Origin of the sequence: Nitrospirillum viridazoti CBAmc, assembly GCF_000730165.1 — a bacterium.
Classification (GTDB): Bacteria; Pseudomonadota; Alphaproteobacteria; order Azospirillales; family Azospirillaceae; genus Nitrospirillum; species Nitrospirillum viridazoti.
The window spans coordinates 519,543-534,472 of the sequence record NZ_CP022111.1 but is presented as its reverse complement, the minus strand read 5'-3'; the positions used below and the strand labels follow the sequence as shown (position 1 = coordinate 534,472).

The window sequence follows — 14,930 nt, the reverse complement described above, 5'->3', positions numbered from 1 at the left end:
TCAGCTCTGCTTCCAGCCGCCGCCCAGGGCGTTGTACAAACTGACCAAGGCCTGCAGGCGGGCGAAGCGGGCCTGGACCAAGGCATCGTTGGCGGTGAACAAGGCGGTTTCGGTGTTGAGCACCGTCAGGACGGTGATGGTTCCGGCCGCCATCTGGGCCTGCGCCAGTTCATAGGCGTGGCGCGCCGTGGCGGTCGCCTGCTCCTGCCGCGCCAGTTGCTCCGTCGTCTCGCGCACGGCGGTCAGCGCGTCCTCCACATTCCCGAACGCGGCGCGGACGGACTTGCGGTATGTCGCCAGCAGCTCGTCGTAGCGGGCCTGGGCGTTGGCGTACTGCCCTTCCAGCGCGCCACCCTCGAAGATGGGCTGGGTCAGCCCGGCGGCCAGCGAGAACAGGGCGCTGCCCGGATCGAACAGGTGTGACAGGGCGTTGCTGGCATAGCCGCCGGAGGCCGTCAGGTCGATGCTGGGGAAGAAGGCGGCGCGGGCCACGGTGATGTTGGCGTTGGCCGCCTTCAGCAGCGCCTCCGCCTGGGCCACGTCGGGCCGGCGGGCCAGCAGTTCGGAGGGCAGGCCCGGCGTCACCTGGGGCAACGACAGCCGGGCCAGGGTATCGTCTTCCGACAGCTCCACCGCCTCCGGCATCCGGCCCAGCAGGATGGCCAGGGCGTGCACCGACTGGCGGTATTGCTGACGCAGGGGTGGCAGCTTGGCGCTCAGGGTGGAGACGGTGGTTTCCTGCTGCGCCACGTCCAGCGCCGTGGCGATGCCCGCGTCGGCCTGGCGGCGCAGACCGTCCAGCGTGGCCTGGCCGTTGGCCAGGTTGTCCTCCGCCACCCGCACCTGCTCTCGCAGTTCCAGGGATTGGAAATAGCTGGTGGCCACGCTGCTCAGCACCGACAGGCGCACCGTTTCCAGGTCGTAACGGCTGGCGTCCGCCGTGGCCAGGGCGGCGTTGGCCGTCGCCCGGTTCTTGCCCCAGAAGTCCAGCTCGTAACTGGCGTTCAGGCCCACGCTGTGGGCGGTGGCGGTCTGGGCCGCGCCCGCGCTTTTGGCCCGCTGGTGATCGACATCGGCGCTGGCGCCCACCGACGGCAGCAGGGCGGCGCCCGCCACCTGGGCCTGGGCGTCGGCCTCACGCACCCGCGCCATGGCGGCGGCCAGGTCGTCGTTGGCCGTCTGCGCCTGGGCGATATAGGCGTCCAGCTGGGCGGAGCCGAAGCCCTTCCACCAGTCAGCCGCCGGCCAGGCGGGGGCGCCTACCTTGGGCGCATCCTCCTTCCAGGCCGCCGGCGGCGGGGTGTCGGGGCGCTGGTAATCCGGCCCCACGGAACAGCCGGCCAACGCCAGCGCGGCCGCGCCCGCCAGCCAGCACCGCTTGAGGGCGCGGAACCGGGGGGCGCGATGAGAGAGGGGGGAAGACATCGGCAGCATCGTCCAGGTCGGGGGCATGTCGCGGAAGGCCACGGGGCGCAAGGCCAAGGGTTGGTGCACCTTGGGCGGGACGCTAACGCCAGCGGGGTTTAGCCAGCGTGGGCGATTTATTAACTCCGCTTAATCTGGCCCCGACTCATCCCCTACTTAGGTTTGCCCGTCCCCCAACCGAGGGGTGCACCCACCGCCATGACAAGAGGCGGGAGCCGGCGGATGAGGCGTCAGGGGCTGGGCAGCGCCACCTTATCCGGCAGGGCCATGCCCGGCGTCCAGCCGCTGTCGGCCAGGAAGGCCTTAGCCATGTCGGCGTCGATGGTCAGGATGCGGGCGATGGCCGCCCGCTTGTCCTTGGCGTGGACGTAGTAGGCCTTGGTGATGCGGTAGCCGACCCAGTAGGCGAGATCACCCGGCCGTTCCTCTGTGCCGACGCCGTTGTACAGCCACGGCTTCATGTTGGCCGTGTCCATGTCGGCGGCGAACTGCGTCTCCACCTCCTTCTCCCGGCCCTTGGTCCAGGCCTTGAGGCGGACATAGCCGACGTCGCCGGAGATCAGTTCCGCCAGGAATTCCGCCCCGCCCTCGATCAGGGCGGGAAACAAGAGCACGGGATTCTCCGGTTCCGTCTGGGCCGCCGGCTGCTGCACATGGATGTATTCATGCGCCACCAGATGGACGAAGCGATCCTCGGCATTCGGGTCCATCCAGCTGGCGCCGCACAGCGCCTCCAGCCCCACCAGTACGCCGGACGCGCTGGTGGTACCGCCGGTGTTGCCCTGGCCCACCAGGATGGTGATGGGCGGGAACTTGGCCTGGGGATAGATCTGGCCCAGGCGGGGCAAGGCCTGCGCCAGGCGCCGCTTCACCGCCGGCAGCACGTCCAGGCAGGTCTTGGCGTCGGCGAACATCTTGGGGTGCTTTTCCATGGCCGCCGCCATGGATTCGCCGGTCAGGTGACGCAGGCCGGTAAACTGCCGCAGCCCGTCGCTGCCATGGTCGAGATAGCCCTGCAAGGCCGCCGCCGTGGGCGCGCCCTGGCCGGCGTCATATACGCGGTAGAAGTCGATGACGTCCTGAATGCGGATTTCAGGTGCGGCCGCCGACGCCGTGCCACCCAGGGCGAACAGCCCCACCAACGCCAATCGCCAGGACCGCATTCCCACCCCCTGCCTTCATTGCGGAGAATGATGGGTGGCAGCGGCGTGGCGCGCAAGCCTCACGGCACGCCAGGCCCCACGTGGACGGTGAAGCCCGGCCGCGCCGCCAGCCTGTCCAGCCAGGCATCCACCGCCGGGCAATCCGCATGCTCCATGGGGGTCAGGCGCCAGCGGTTGGCGGACAGCGCCAGCACGATGTCCGCCAGGGTGAAGGTGGGGCCGGTGACATGGGTGCCGGTGCGTTGCAGCTGCCGGTCCAGCAAGCCCATGGCCTGGTTCCAGGCAGCCACGCCGGCTGCGATCTCATCGGCATTGGTGTAGCCCGGCGCCCGCCTCACCCGGGCCATGAAGACATAGCGCCAGGCGGGGTTGAGGTCCCCCAGCTGCCAGTCCATCCACTGCTCCACCAGTGCCCGGGGACGCGGCGCCGTGGGCAGCAGATCGTCGCGGCCCGCCATCACGGCCAGGTAGCGGCAGATGGCGTTGGACTGCCAGAGCGGTCCGGCCTGGTCCACCAGCACCGGGAATTGGCCGTTGGGGTTGAGGGCCAGCAGCTCATCCCGCCGGCGCACGGCGGCCTCCCCCACCCAATCGCCGTCGAAGGTGTGGTCCAGGCCGATCTCGGCGCAGGTCCACAGCACCTTGCGCACGTTGATGGACGTGGCGCGGCCGATGATCGTGGGCTTGCCGGACATGGGCTTATCGGACATGGGGCGGTCTCCGGGGGAAGCGGGCAGGCCGCCCAGTCTTCCGCGGAAACCCGCGTCCTGCACGGCCTATGTTGTCCCCCGGACAATAAAAGCCCTCATCCCGCAATGGTCAACGCCAGCCGGCCGTCAGGGCGCCGGTCGAGACTTCAGGAAGCATAGGGCCATCCGGCTGAGGTCACCCTTCAGCACCGTCCAGTCACCCTCCGCTGCCCCACGAACCGCTGTTGAAAGACGCAATTGCGGGCAGGTATTGTCCAATCCGGCCAACCCTGCGGATCACCATCCCCGTGCCCTTCTACACCGAAGACGACCCCGATCTCCAAAAGTCCGGAGACTTGGAACCGGAAGCCCTGCCGCGCGCTGTCGCTGCCTTTGGCGGCACCATGGTCACCAGCGGTTTGGAGATGCCCGTGCACGTGCACCGCAAGGGCCAACTGGTCCTGACCTTGCGCGGCATCGTGCGGTGCGAAGCCGAACAGAGCGTCTGGATCGTTCCGCCGCGCTGCGCCGTGTGGATCCCGGGCGACATTCCGCACAGCGTGACCATGGCCGGCAATGTCGAGGTCTATTGCCTGTTCGTGGAACCGGACGCAGCGCCAGGGCTGCCCCAGCATTGCTGCGCCCTGTCGGTATCGCCCTTGCTGGAACGGCTGATCCTCCACGCCAGCCAGATGCCGGCCCTCTACGACGCCGACGGGCCGGACGGCCGAATCGCCACGGTACTGCTGGACCAGCTATCCCTGGCGCCCATGGAGAAGCTGCATTTCCCCATGCCGGCCGACGCCAAGCTGCGCGGGATCGCCACCGCGATGATGGCCGATCCGTCCGATCGCGCGACGATAGAGGACTGGGGCCGGCGCATGGCCGTGGCCCCCCGCACCCTGACCCGCACCCTGAAGCGGGAAACGGGCATGAGCTTCGGCCGTTGGCGCCAGCAGTTGCACATCCTGATCGCGCTGCAGCGCCTGGACCAGGGGGTGTCGGTGCAGAACGTGGCCCTGGACCTTGGCTATGAGGGCGCCAGCGCCTTCGTCACCATGTTCCGCAAGGCCCTGGGCAAGCCCCCGGCCCGCTATCTGGCGGAACGCCGCACCAGCGCATGATCCCGGTTGGCCAAATATAGCAATATATTGTCTAATTTGCGGAATGCGGCCAAGCCACCCCTTCCCTATCCTGAGTCCCGACGCCGGCCCCTGCGCCGGCGGACTTTCAAAGGAACCAGATCGTGGACTCACTCAGCAACGGCGTGGTCGCCGATGTTCTCGCACGCCTGCACCAGGAAGCCGAAGCGGCCGACGGTCCAATGGCGCCAACTCTGGAGGAAGCCGGTGGTGCTGAAAACCTGATCAACCAATTCATCGACGCCGAGAACCAGGATCTGCACGGCGTCTATCGCGGGCTGGCGGACAATTTCCTCAGCGTCTCGCCCCAGTTCGGCCGCCTGCTCTACATGTGCGCCCGCGCCTGCAAGGCCCGGCGCATCGTCGAGTTCGGCTCTTCCATGGGCATCTCCGCCATCTATCTGGCGGCGGCGCTGCGCGATAACGGCGGCGGCCACCTGATCGGCACCGACCTGGAAGCCGGCAAGGTCGCGCGGGCCCGCGCCAACGTCGCCGCCGCCGGCCTGGCCGACCTGGTCGAGTTCCGGGTGGGCGACGCCCGCGACACCCTGAAGGACGATATCGGCGGCGACATCGACCTCGTGATGCTGGACGGGGCCTTCACTCTCTACCTGCCCATCCTGAAGCTGCTGGAGCCGCACCTGAGGCCCGGCGCGTTCATCATCGGGGAGAACGCATTCCGCCAGGCCTCCGGCTACATCGATCACGTGCGGGATCCCCGAAACGGCTATCTTTCCCTGCCTTTGCCCCTGGACTCCTGGCGCGGCAACGAACTGACCGTCAGGACGGTTTGATGCCCAGGGATCACACCGCCAGCTTGCCCAGGTAGTCGGCGCTGAGCCGCGCCGCCTCCAGCCGGGGGCGGGCGAAGGGCGGTTCCTGCTCGACATAGAAATGGTTGATTCCGGCGGCGTGGGCGACGGGCAGGATGCGGCGCCAGTCCAGGGTCCCGCCGCCGACCTCCGTTGGATCCATCTTCAGCCGGGTGTTGGGGGCCGTGCCGGCCTTCAAGTCCTTCACATGCATCAGGCGGAAGCGGCCGGGATGGGCCTGCAACAGCGCCACGGGATCCAACCCGGCGGCGGCCACCCAGCCGGCATCCATCTCCATCTTCACCAGGTCCGGATCGGTCTCGGCCAGCAGGATGTCGTAGCCGGTGACCGTGCCGCCGGCCCCCTGGCCGCCCGCAACCGCGAATTCCGGATTGTGGTTGTGGTAGGCCAGCTGCAGCCCGGCTTTCTTCAGGGCCGCCCCCTTCTCGTTGAGGAAGGCGGCCTGGGCCTTCCAATCGTCGGCGGTGAACTGCGACGCGACCCGGGCCAGGAAATCACCGAAGCCCTCGCCCGCCTGCAGCCCGCCCAGGCGTGCCGGAACGGTGAACATGGGCATGACGATGAACTTCAGCCCGATGGTGTGGGCATCGCGCACCAGCGCGTCCAGGTCGCCGGATAGGCTGGGCGCCGGGCCCCTGCCCTGCGCATTGATATGGGCGCTTTCACATACCAGGCCGGCGGCCTTCAGCGCCGCCGCCAAGTCGCCCGCGGTATGGCCGTAGAAGCCCGGCAGTTCCACCGCGCGGTAGCCCATGTCCGCCACCGCCGTCAGCGTGCCGGCCAAGTCCTTCTGCGCCAGGTCGCCCAGGGTATAGAGCTGCAGGCCGATGGGCAGGCCGTTGCCCTTGAAGAAGGGTGTGGGGGCGGCGGTGGACAGCCGCGCCAGGCCCAGGCCGGCCAAGGCGGCGGCACCGCCGATGAAGGCGCGGCGGCTGGTTCGCATCGTGATCATGGGTGTTTCCTCAGCTTGTTTATTATAGGCCCAGCAGGGCGCGGTTGCGGGCCGTGTCCACGCCGCTGGCGGCGAAGTCGTCGAAGGCGCGTTCCGTCACCCGGATGATGTGGTCGCGGATGAAGGGCGCCCCTTCCCGGGCCCCATCCTCGGGATGCTTTAGCGCGCATTCCCATTCCAGCACGGCCCAGCCGGGGTAGTCGTACTGCGCCAGCTTGGCGAAGATGGCGCTGAAATCCACCTGCCCGTCACCCAGGGAGCGGAAGCGGCCCGGCCGTTCCACCCAGGGCAGGTAGCCGCCATAGACGCCGGCGCGGCCATCGGGCCGGAATTCCGCGTCCTTCACATGGAAGGCGCGGATGCGGGAATGGTAGCGATCGATGAAAGCCAGGTAGTCCAGCTGCTGCAGGACGAAATGGCTAGGATCGTAAAGGATGGTGGCGCGGGGATGGTGGTCCACCTCCTCCAGGAAGCGTTCAAAGGTAGCGCCGTCGAACAGATCCTCGCCCGGATGCAGTTCGAAACAGAGGTCGACGCCGGCGGCGTCGAAGGCGTCCAGGATGGGGCGCCAGCGGCGGCCCAACTCGGCGAACGCCTCTTCCACCAATCCGGCGGGACGCTGCGGCCAGGGGTACATGTAGGGCCAGGCCAAGGCGCCGGAGAAGGTGGCGTGGGCGCTCAGGCCCAGGTTGCGGCTGACGCGGGCCGCCAGCATCAGCTGGTTCACCGCCCACTCTTGCCTGGCCTTCGGATTCCCCCGCGCATGCGGCGGGGCGAAGCCGTCGAACAGGGCGTCATAGGCCGGGTGCACCGCCACCAGCTGCCCCTGCAGGTGGGTCGAGAGTTCCGTCACCGCCACGCCGTTTTCCGCCAGCGTGCCGGCGAATTCCTGGGCGTAGTCGACGCTGTCCGCCGCCTTCTCCAAATCCAGCAGGCTGGCCGGCCCGGTGGGCACCTGCACGCCCTGATATCCCAGGGCGGCTGCCCAGCCGGCTAGGCCGGCCAAGGTGTCGAAGGGCGGGGTGTCGCCCGCGAACTGCGCCAGGAATATGCCCGGGCCTTTGATCGTTCTCATGGTGGGTATCCCCCGCTTGGACCCGAGTTACAGCTGAACCCAGCCGGCGCCGTTGGCGGCCACGGCGCGGGCGACGAAGGCCATGCCGCGCAGGCCGTCCTGGATGGTGGGCACCGGCGTGCCGCCAAGGCCGCCGCCCGAGGCGATGGCGGTGGCGAAGTCGCGATAGATGTTGGCGAAGGCCTCGATGAAACCTTCGGGATGGCCGGTGGGCAGACGGGCCGGTCCCCGCCCCGCCGGACCCAGATAGGGCGCTGCCGCGTGCAACGTCTGGGTGGGCCGGTCCAGCCAGTTGAGGGTCAGCACGTCCGGCCGTTCATGGCACCAGTCCAGCCCGCCCTGGGCGCCATAGACGCGCAGGCGCAAGCCGTTGCGGTCCCCCGCCGCCACCTGGCTGGCCACCAGCACACCCGGCACGTCTTCGCCGAACCGCAGAAGGATGTTGCAGTCGTCGTCCAGCCGGCGGCCGGGCACCACGCTGTTGAGGTCGGCGTTGATGCGCGTCACGGCCAATCCGCTGACGAATTCCGCCGCGTTGAAGGCGTGCACGCCAATGTCGCCGATGCAGCCGCCCAGGCCAGACTGCGCCGGGTCCGCCCGCCAGGCGGCCTGGGCGTTTTCCGTCTTCTCCACCGCCTGCGCCAGCCAGCCTTGGGAATATTCCACCACCACCTTGCGGACGGCGCCCAGGTCGCCCCGTCGTACGATGGCCCGCGCCTCGCGCATCAGGGGATAACCGGTGTAGGTGTAGGTCAGGCCATAGAGGTGGCCGGTATCAGCCACCACCCGGGCCAACTCCTCCGCCTCTTCCAAGGTCGCGGTCGCCGGCTTGTCGCTCAGCACGGAAAAGCCCGCCTCCAGCGCCGCCTTGGCCACCGGGAAATGCACATGGTTGGGGGTGACGATGGCCACGAATTGCGCGCCGTCGGATCGTGCCGCCTCCGCCGCCAGCATCTGGCGATAGTCGCCATGGGCGCGGGCCGGGTCTATGCCATAGCCCCTGGCGGCAGCCTTGGACTTGGCCTCATCCCGGCTGAAGGCGCCGGCCACCAGGCGGACGCGGCCGTCCAGTTCGGCCGCCATGCGGTGCACCGGCCCGATGAAGGAACCGGGGCCGCCGCCCACCATCGCCATGCGGATCACCGCGTCAGACATCACCCATTCCCCTGACCGTCCCCCTCAAGCGTGGCGCAAATGATGAAATCGATTACATGATCCTAGCAGTGAAGCCATGCCCTCGCAACTCTTGCAGGCAAGGCGGATCGAAAGCACCCTCCCCTCATGCCGACCATCCAAGACGTGGCCCGCCGGGCCCGGGTTTCCACCGCCACCGTTTCCCGTGTCCTGAGCACCCCCGGGGTGGTCAGCGAGGCGACGCGCGAACGGGTCATGGCCGCCGTCGACGCCCTGGGCTATGAGCCCAACCACGCCGCCAAAAGCCTGCGCACCCTGCGCACGGCCAAGATCGTCGTGACGGTGCCCGACATCTCCAACCCCTTCTTCTCCAGCGTCATCCGCGGCGCGGAAGAGGCGGCGCAGGCCGCCGGCTATTCCGTGCTGCTGGGCGACACCCGCCACAGCACGGAGCGGGAGGAGCAGTACGCCGGCATGCTGCGCCGGAAAGAGGCGGACGGCGTGATCTTCCTGGGCCACCGCCTGCCCGACACCTTGGCCGAACTGATCGGCCGCCAGGGCGCCAGGGCACCGGTGGTCAACGGCTGCGAGTTCAGCCCCGACCTGGGCGTGTCCAGCGCCCATATCGACAACGCGGCCGCCGCGGCGGAGGCTATGGATCTGCTGTACGGCCTGGGCCATCGCGCCATCGGCGTCATCACCGGCCCCCTGGCCAGCCCCATCAGCCGCGACCGCCTGGACGGCGTGCGGGCATCCGCCGCCCGCCATGGCGCCGAGACGGCCCTGCGTATCGCCACCGGCGACTTCTCCGTGGAATCGGGGGAGCGGGAGGCGCAGGGTCTGCTGGCGGGCGCCGACACGCCGACCGCCCTGTTCTGCTTCAGCGACGAGATGGCCATGGGCGCCCTGGCCGCCGCGCGCCGGGCGGGACGTCGCTGCCCCGACGACCTGTCGCTGGTCGGCTTCGACGACATCCGCTTCGCCCGCTACCTGGACCCGCCGCTGACCACCGTCAGCCAGCCCATGGAGGATTTGGGCCGGACGGCGGTGGCCCTGCTGCTGGACATCCTGGCCGGCCGGCAGACCACCCCCCGCTCCGTCACCCTGCCCCATCACCTGGCCGTGCGCGGCAGCACCGGGCCGGCGCGGCGTTAGAGGGCGCGGCTTTTCCGACCGGAGCGCAAATGGATCACGCAGGCGGCCACGGCCGCCACGACGGCAGCGCCATTTAGCTCCGTCAGTTCACGGTTCGGGTGGGCGACATATTGTTGCCGCAGCGAATTGTGGACGGGCCCTCGATACCCCACTGAGAGACAAAAGGGCGACGAAAGCGCCAAGACGGGACGGCGCGCCTCCCGTCATCTTCGGCCGACCCCTCCAGTCCGATGAGTTCAGATCATGGCCGGCCATCCCGCGCACCCGCTGGCGCTCCTGCTTTCCCTGGCGTTCACCGTCGTCCTGGCGCTGACGGTTCCAACCCCAGCCCGGGCGGCAGCGCCCCAGGCCCGCACCCAGGCACCGGGCTTCTACCGCATGATGCTGGGCGATATCGAGGTGACGGCCCTGTTGGACGGCACCCACCCCTTCCCGGTGCATGAAGTCATGACCGGCATCACCACGGCCGAGACCGACAAATTGCTGGCGGCCGCCGACCTGGCGGCGCCGGTGGAAGGGTCGATCAACGCCTTCCTGATCAACACCGGAGTCAGGCTGATCCTGATCGACGCCGGCGCCGGCGTGCTGTACGGCGCCGACGGCGGCCACCTGATGGCCAACCTGCGCGCCTCGGGCTACACGCCCGACGAGGTGGACGAGATCTATCTGACCCACCTGCACCGCGATCATGTCGGCGGGATGGACCAGGGCGGGCGCATGGCCTTCCCCAACGCCATCGTGCGGGTCAACCGGCGCGACGCCGACTTTTGGCTGAACCCGGCCAACAAGGCCAAGGCGCCCCCTTTCCTGGGCCCCATGTTCGACGGCGCCATCGACAGCCTGCGGGCTTATGTCGATGCCGGCCGGGTGCGGCCCTTCGACGGCGAGGCCCAGCTGGACCCCGCCGTCCAGGCCCTGCCCAGTCCCGGCCATACACCAGGCCATACCGCCTATCGCGTGCGCAGCCGGGACGGCCAGACGCTATTAGCGTGGGGCGACATCGTCCATGTCGCCGCCGTGCAGGTCGCCGACCCCGCCGCCACCGTGAAATATGACAGCGACCAGGCGGCCGCAGCACAAGCCCGCGACCGGCTGATGGCGCAGGCGGCGCGGGACGGCAGCTGGGTCGCCGCCGCCCATATCGCCTTCCCCGGCCTGGGCCACATCACCCGGCAGGACGGCGCCTATCGCTGGCTGCCGGCCAATTATACGGCCGTAGGATTGACGCAGGCGCGCTGACCGGCGACGGCGGCGGCCGCGCCGACGCACCTTCATCGCCATCCGAGGCATGTTCAAATCCGGCGTGGGACGTCCAAGCCGCCTGAGCGTGGTTCAGGCATCGTTCGGCCATCCGTCCCTTCCGTTCAAGAGCACCCCATGACCCAAGCCCCCACCCCGGACCTGTCGACGGCGTCCCCGCCGCCGGTCGCCGCGGCAACCGCCTTGGGCGGCGCGCCGGCCTTCACCATCCAGGCCATGCTGACCCTGCGCCGCCACGGCGGCCGCAAGGGGGCCTAGGCCATGGCTTCCTTGCGCATCCGCATCGTCGGCGGCTCCATCGGCGGGCTGTCGGCAGCCGCCCTGTTGCGGCAGGACGGGCACGACGTCCGCATTTACGAGCGGTCGGCCGCCGGCCTGGCCGGGCGGGGCGCCGGCCTGGTCAGCCAGCGAGAGCTGTTCGCCCTGCTGCGCGCCGTGGGATGCGAGCATGTGGCCCGCATCGGCGTGGTCGCGTTCGAACGCATCTACTTCGACCGCGACGGCGGCATCGCCGAGCGCCACGCCACCCCGCAAACCCAGATCTCCTGGGACCATCTGTACCGTACCCTGCGGGCCAAGGTGCCCGACGACGGCTACGTCCTGGACCGGGCCGTGCGCGCCGTGACGCAAGGCCCTCAGGGCGCCCGCCTGCTGTTCGGCGATGGCGGGGAGGAAGAGGCCGACCTGGTCATCGGTGCCGACGGCCTGGGGTCGGTCGTGCGCCCGGTCGTGACCGGCGGCCCCGCGCCCAACAGCTACGCCGGCTATGTCGCCTGGCGCGGCCTGTACCCGGAGGACCGGCTGCCGGCGGAGGCCGCCCTGCTGCGCGACCGGTTCGCCTTCTACACGATGCCCCGGTCCCACGCCCTGGGGTACCTGGTGCCGGGACCGGGCGGCGAGACGACGCCGGGCCAGCGGCGGTACAACTGGGTCTGGTACCGGCCGGTGCCGGCGGCGGCCCTGGAGGCGACGCTGACCGATGCGGAGGGCCGGCCCCATCCCCATTCCCTGGCCCCCGGCCAGGTGCGGGCGCAGGCGGCGGCGGCTTTGCGGGCGGACGCCGCGCGGCTGTTGCCGCCCCCCTTCGCCGCCGTGGTGGTGGCGGAGCCGCAACCCTTCATCCAGGCCATCTTCGATTACGAGGCGCCGGTGATGGCCGCGGGCCATGTCGCCCTATTGGGGGACGCCGCCTTCGTGGCGCGTCCGCACACCGCCATGGGCGTGGCCAAGGCCGCCGGCGACGCCATGGCGCTGCGCCGCCATCTGGCCGAGGCGCCCAGCGTCACCGACGCTTTGGCGCTGTACAGTCATGAGCGCTGCGCCGCCGGCTCCGCCATCACCGCCTATGGTCGCCGCCTGGGCGCGGCATTGGAGTGACCGCTATGGATACCACCGCGACGACCCCTGGAGACGCCCCGGCCGGCCGCCGCTGGCTGCCTTCCGTGTTGCGCACCCTGGTCCTGGCCGGCGCTGCCGTGCTGGTGTGGGTGGTGGCCGGGCACTGGGATCGCTGGCTGGGCGCCGCCCGCCACCAGTCCTCATCCGACGCCTACGTCACCGGCGACCTGACGCCCCTGTCGGCCAAGGTCGCCGGCTATGTCCAGACGGTCGCGGTGGACGACTTCCAGGCGGTGCGCAAGGGGGACCTGATCGCCCAGATCGAGCCGTCGGACTACCAGGCCCAGCTGGATCTGGCGCAGGCCAGCCTGGCCGCGGCCCAAGCGGCGCTGGCCAACCTGGCCAACCAGAAGGACGTGCAACGCGCCCTGGTCCATCAGGCGGAAGCCGGCATCGCCAGCGCCGCCGCCGACATGACCCGCACCCGGTTGGAAGCGGAACGCCAGCGTGACCTGCTGCGCACCAAGATCGCCGGGACGGAGCAGAAGGTGGAACAGGCCGATGCCGACGCGGCCAAGGCCGTGGCCCAGTCGCAACTGGCCACCGCCCAGCTGGCCCAGCAGAAGGCCCAGCTGGCCAGCCTGGACGTGCAGGAACAGCAGCTGACGGCACAGGTGCGGGAGGGCGAGGCGCAGCTGGCCCTGGCGCGCAACAACCTGGCCTACACCCGCATCATCGCCCCCGCCGACGGCATGGTGGGCCAGCGCCAGGTGCGCCCGGGGCAGTTCGTCAACGTCGGCACGCAGATCATCGGGGTCATGGCCCTGCCCAAGGTGTGGGTGGTGGCCAACTACAAGGAAACCCAGATGACCCACGTGCGGGTGGGCGACCCGGCCACGGTGACGGTGGACGCCTTCCCCGACCTGAAGCTGCACGGCCACGTCGACAGCTGGTCCCCCGGCACCGGCAGCGTCTTCACCCTGCTGCCACCGGACAACGCCACCGGCAACTTCACCAAGGTGGTGCAGCGCGTGCCGGTGAAGATTGTCCTCGACCCGGTGCCGGCCCTGGGCACCCTGGTGCGGCCCGGCATGTCCGTCGTCTCCACCATCGATGTGGACGACCGTAAATGACCGCCGCCACCGCGCCCGCCACACCGCACCCCTGGCCGACGCTGGACGGCGCGCGGGCCTATATCGGCATCTTGGGGGTGCTGCTGGGCGCGCTGCTCTCCACCCTGGGTTCCCGCGTCACCACCTTCGGCCTGACCGACCTGCGGGGCGGCCTGCACGCCGGTTTCGACGAGGGTGCCTGGATCACCACCGCCTATGGCGTGGGGCAAATGGTGGTGGGGGTGGCCTGCCCTTACCTGGGCATCGTCTTCGGCGCCCGTCGGGTGCTGTTCGCCGGCATCGGCCTGTTCTTCATGGCCAGCCTGCTGGCGCCGCTGTCGCCCAACCTGACGGCCTACCTGGCCATGCAGTTCCTGTCGGGCCTGGGGGCCGGCACCTTCATCCCCCTGACCATCCGCTTCATCGTCCTGAACCTGCCGGCCCGGCTGACGCTGTACGGCCTGGCCGCCTATGCCATGAATTCGGAATTCTCCCAGAACATCGGCGCGGCGCTGGAGGGCTGGTACGCCGAGAACTGGTCCATCGCCTGGCTGAACTGGCAGTACTGCCTGGTCCTGCCCCTCATGTTCCTGTGCGTGTGGATCGGCGTCCCGCGGGAACCGCTGAATACCGACCTGCTGAAGCAGCACGACTGGCCCGGTGTCGCCTACGCCGCCGTGGGCTTCGGCCTGCTGTACGCAGGACTGGACCAAGGCAACCGGCTGGACTGGACGGGCAACGGCCTGGTGGTCGGACTGCTGGTGGCGGGCGGCCTGGTCACCGCCCTGTTCGCGATACGCGAGCTGATCATCAGCCGCCGCCCCTTCCTGGACCTGCGCCTGATGCTGCGGGGCAACCTGTTCCTGCTGATGCTGCTGCTGGCCGGTTTCCGCTTCATCATCCTGTCCACCGCCTACATCATCCCCGTCTACCTGCAGGTGGTGCAGAACTTCCGCGAGCTGCAGGTGGGCCCGGTGCTGCTGTTCATAGCATTGCCCCAGTTCGCCCTGATCCTGCCGCTCGGCTGGCTGCTGGCGCGGGTGGATGGTCGCTGGGTGCTGGCCATCGGCGCCCTGCTGATCGCCATCGCCTGCCTGCAGGCCACCAACCTGACCAGCCAGTGGGCCACCCTGGACTTCCTGCCGTCCCAGGCCTTGCAGGCGGTGGGGCAGTGCCTGGCACTGACGGCCCTGGTGGTGCTGGTGGTGCGGAACATCACGCCGGCCGACGCCATCTCCATCGGCGCTCTGCTGCAGGCCGCCCGCCTGTTCGGCGGTGAGATCGGCGTCGCCTTCATGCAGACCTTCGTGCGCATGCGCGAACAGCTGCATTCCAACCTGCTGGGCCTGCACATCGATCCCTTGGCCGGCGCCACCGCCGACCGCCTGGTCCGGTCCCAGGCCGTGCTGTCCGCCCATGGCGTCGACCCCGTTTCCGGGGCCACCCGGCTGCTGGCCAACGCGGTGGCGCAGCAGGCCTCGGTCCTGGCCTATATCGACGGCTTCGCGGCGGCAGCGGCCGGCGCCTTTGCCTGCATCGCGCTGGCCGCCTGGCTGCGCCCACCGCCGGCCAAGGCTTGAAGGCAAGGCGGGCTCGCGCGTAAAACGCGGAAATAAAAGGATGATTGCGGCATGCGGTTTGGGGTTTGGCGG

At 69.6% G+C, this 14,930-nt stretch carries 14 protein-coding genes; 8 read left to right on the top strand and 6 right to left on the bottom strand.

Annotated elements, in window-relative coordinates; translation table 11 throughout:
* The 3 genes from Y958_RS15805 to Y958_RS15795 form a co-directional block, all read right to left on the bottom strand.
* A complete protein-coding gene (locus Y958_RS15805) occupies nucleotides 1–1,482 on the bottom strand; it encodes an efflux transporter outer membrane subunit (protein ID WP_244909539.1) in 1,482 nt (493 codons plus the stop codon).
* Nucleotides 1,483–1,655: 173 nt separating this feature from the next.
* On the bottom strand, nucleotides 1,656–2,588 hold the full coding sequence (locus tag Y958_RS15800; RefSeq protein WP_088872998.1) for a DUF2268 domain-containing putative Zn-dependent protease: 933 nt from the start codon (nucleotides 2,586–2,588) through the stop codon (nucleotides 1,656–1,658).
* Between the two features lie 59 nt (nucleotides 2,589–2,647).
* Complete coding sequence (locus tag Y958_RS15795) at nucleotides 2,648–3,298, bottom strand: glutathione S-transferase family protein (RefSeq protein ID WP_211098668.1); 651 nt, start codon at nucleotides 3,296–3,298, stop codon at nucleotides 2,648–2,650.
* A gap of 287 nt (nucleotides 3,299–3,585) precedes the next feature.
* Here Y958_RS15795 and Y958_RS15790 point away from each other — a divergent pair, with 287 nt between their 5' ends.
* Together Y958_RS15790 and Y958_RS15785 are read left to right on the top strand one after the other, a co-directional pair.
* Complete coding sequence (locus Y958_RS15790) at nucleotides 3,586–4,401, top strand: AraC family transcriptional regulator (RefSeq protein ID WP_244909538.1); 816 nt, start codon at nucleotides 3,586–3,588, stop codon at nucleotides 4,399–4,401.
* A gap of 122 nt (nucleotides 4,402–4,523) precedes the next feature.
* The gene (locus Y958_RS15785; protein WP_088872997.1) at nucleotides 4,524–5,213 is read left to right on the top strand and encodes an O-methyltransferase; all 690 of its coding nucleotides are present in this window, start codon (nucleotides 4,524–4,526) and stop codon (nucleotides 5,211–5,213) included.
* A gap of 10 nt (nucleotides 5,214–5,223) precedes the next feature.
* Here the strand turns inward: Y958_RS15785 and Y958_RS15780 are convergent, their stop codons facing one another.
* Genes Y958_RS15780 through Y958_RS15770 form a run of 3 tightly spaced genes read right to left on the bottom strand, consistent with a single transcriptional unit; the run spans nucleotide 5,224 to nucleotide 8,434 of the window.
* A complete protein-coding gene (locus tag Y958_RS15780; protein ID WP_088872996.1) occupies nucleotides 5,224–6,204 on the bottom strand; it encodes a sugar phosphate isomerase/epimerase family protein in 981 nt (326 codons plus the stop codon).
* Nucleotides 6,205–6,226: 22 nt separating this feature from the next.
* On the bottom strand, nucleotides 6,227–7,279 hold the full coding sequence (locus Y958_RS15775; protein ID WP_088872995.1) for a sugar phosphate isomerase/epimerase family protein: 1,053 nt from the start codon (nucleotides 7,277–7,279) through the stop codon (nucleotides 6,227–6,229).
* 27 nt (nucleotides 7,280–7,306) lie between these two features.
* Complete coding sequence (locus tag Y958_RS15770) at nucleotides 7,307–8,434, bottom strand: Gfo/Idh/MocA family protein (protein WP_088872994.1); 1,128 nt, start codon at nucleotides 8,432–8,434, stop codon at nucleotides 7,307–7,309.
* A 126-nt stretch (nucleotides 8,435–8,560) separates the two neighbouring features.
* Between Y958_RS15770 and Y958_RS15765 the strand changes: the two genes are divergently transcribed.
* From Y958_RS15765 to Y958_RS15745, 6 genes are all read left to right on the top strand, one after another.
* Nucleotides 8,561–9,568, top strand: coding sequence for a LacI family DNA-binding transcriptional regulator (locus tag Y958_RS15765; RefSeq protein WP_088872993.1), 1,008 nt, complete (start codon nucleotides 8,561–8,563; stop codon nucleotides 9,566–9,568).
* Nucleotides 9,569–9,811: 243 nt separating this feature from the next.
* Nucleotides 9,812–10,807: an MBL fold metallo-hydrolase gene (locus Y958_RS15760; protein WP_088872992.1), complete on the top strand. Its 996-nt coding sequence runs from the start codon at nucleotides 9,812–9,814 to the stop codon at nucleotides 10,805–10,807.
* A 138-nt stretch (nucleotides 10,808–10,945) separates the two neighbouring features.
* Nucleotides 10,946–11,086: a hypothetical protein gene (locus Y958_RS32005; protein WP_186291425.1), complete on the top strand. Its 141-nt coding sequence runs from the start codon at nucleotides 10,946–10,948 to the stop codon at nucleotides 11,084–11,086.
* 3 nt (nucleotides 11,087–11,089) lie between these two features.
* Nucleotides 11,090–12,205 carry an FAD binding domain-containing protein gene (locus Y958_RS15755; protein WP_088872991.1) on the top strand — a complete coding sequence of 372 codons (1,116 nt, stop codon included), beginning with the start codon at nucleotides 11,090–11,092 and terminating at the stop codon, nucleotides 12,203–12,205.
* Nucleotides 12,206–12,210: 5 nt separating this feature from the next.
* On the top strand, nucleotides 12,211–13,299 hold the full coding sequence (locus Y958_RS15750) for an HlyD family secretion protein (protein WP_244909537.1): 1,089 nt from the start codon (nucleotides 12,211–12,213) through the stop codon (nucleotides 13,297–13,299).
* Entirely contained in the window at nucleotides 13,296–14,858 is a 1,563-nt protein-coding gene (locus tag Y958_RS15745) for an MFS transporter (protein WP_088872990.1), read from the top strand. Before Y958_RS15750 ends, Y958_RS15745 begins: the two co-directional genes overlap by 4 nt.
* Nucleotides 14,859–14,930 lie beyond the last annotated feature (72 nt).

Coding starts and splice junctions, on each gene's coding strand:
- Y958_RS15800 (WP_088872998.1), bottom strand. CDS start 2,588: ATGCGGTCCTGGCGATTGGCGTTGGTGGGGCTGTTCGCCCTGGGTGGC.
- Y958_RS15760 (WP_088872992.1), top strand. CDS start 9,812: ATGGCCGGCCATCCCGCGCACCCGCTGGCGCTCCTGCTTTCCCTGGCG.
- Y958_RS15770 (WP_088872994.1), bottom strand. CDS start 8,434: ATGTCTGACGCGGTGATCCGCATGGCGATGGTGGGCGGCGGCCCCGGT.
- Y958_RS32005 (WP_186291425.1), top strand. CDS start 10,946: ATGACCCAAGCCCCCACCCCGGACCTGTCGACGGCGTCCCCGCCGCCG.
- Y958_RS15765 (WP_088872993.1), top strand. CDS start 8,561: ATGCCGACCATCCAAGACGTGGCCCGCCGGGCCCGGGTTTCCACCGCC.
- Y958_RS15775 (WP_088872995.1), bottom strand. CDS start 7,279: ATGAGAACGATCAAAGGCCCGGGCATATTCCTGGCGCAGTTCGCGGGC.
- Y958_RS15745 (WP_088872990.1), top strand. CDS start 13,296: ATGACCGCCGCCACCGCGCCCGCCACACCGCACCCCTGGCCGACGCTG.
- Y958_RS15755 (WP_088872991.1), top strand. CDS start 11,090: ATGGCTTCCTTGCGCATCCGCATCGTCGGCGGCTCCATCGGCGGGCTG.
- Y958_RS15750 (WP_244909537.1), top strand. CDS start 12,211: ATGGATACCACCGCGACGACCCCTGGAGACGCCCCGGCCGGCCGCCGC.
- Y958_RS15795 (WP_211098668.1), bottom strand. CDS start 3,298: ATGTCCGATAAGCCCATGTCCGGCAAGCCCACGATCATCGGCCGCGCC.
- Y958_RS15780 (WP_088872996.1), bottom strand. CDS start 6,204: ATGATCACGATGCGAACCAGCCGCCGCGCCTTCATCGGCGGTGCCGCC.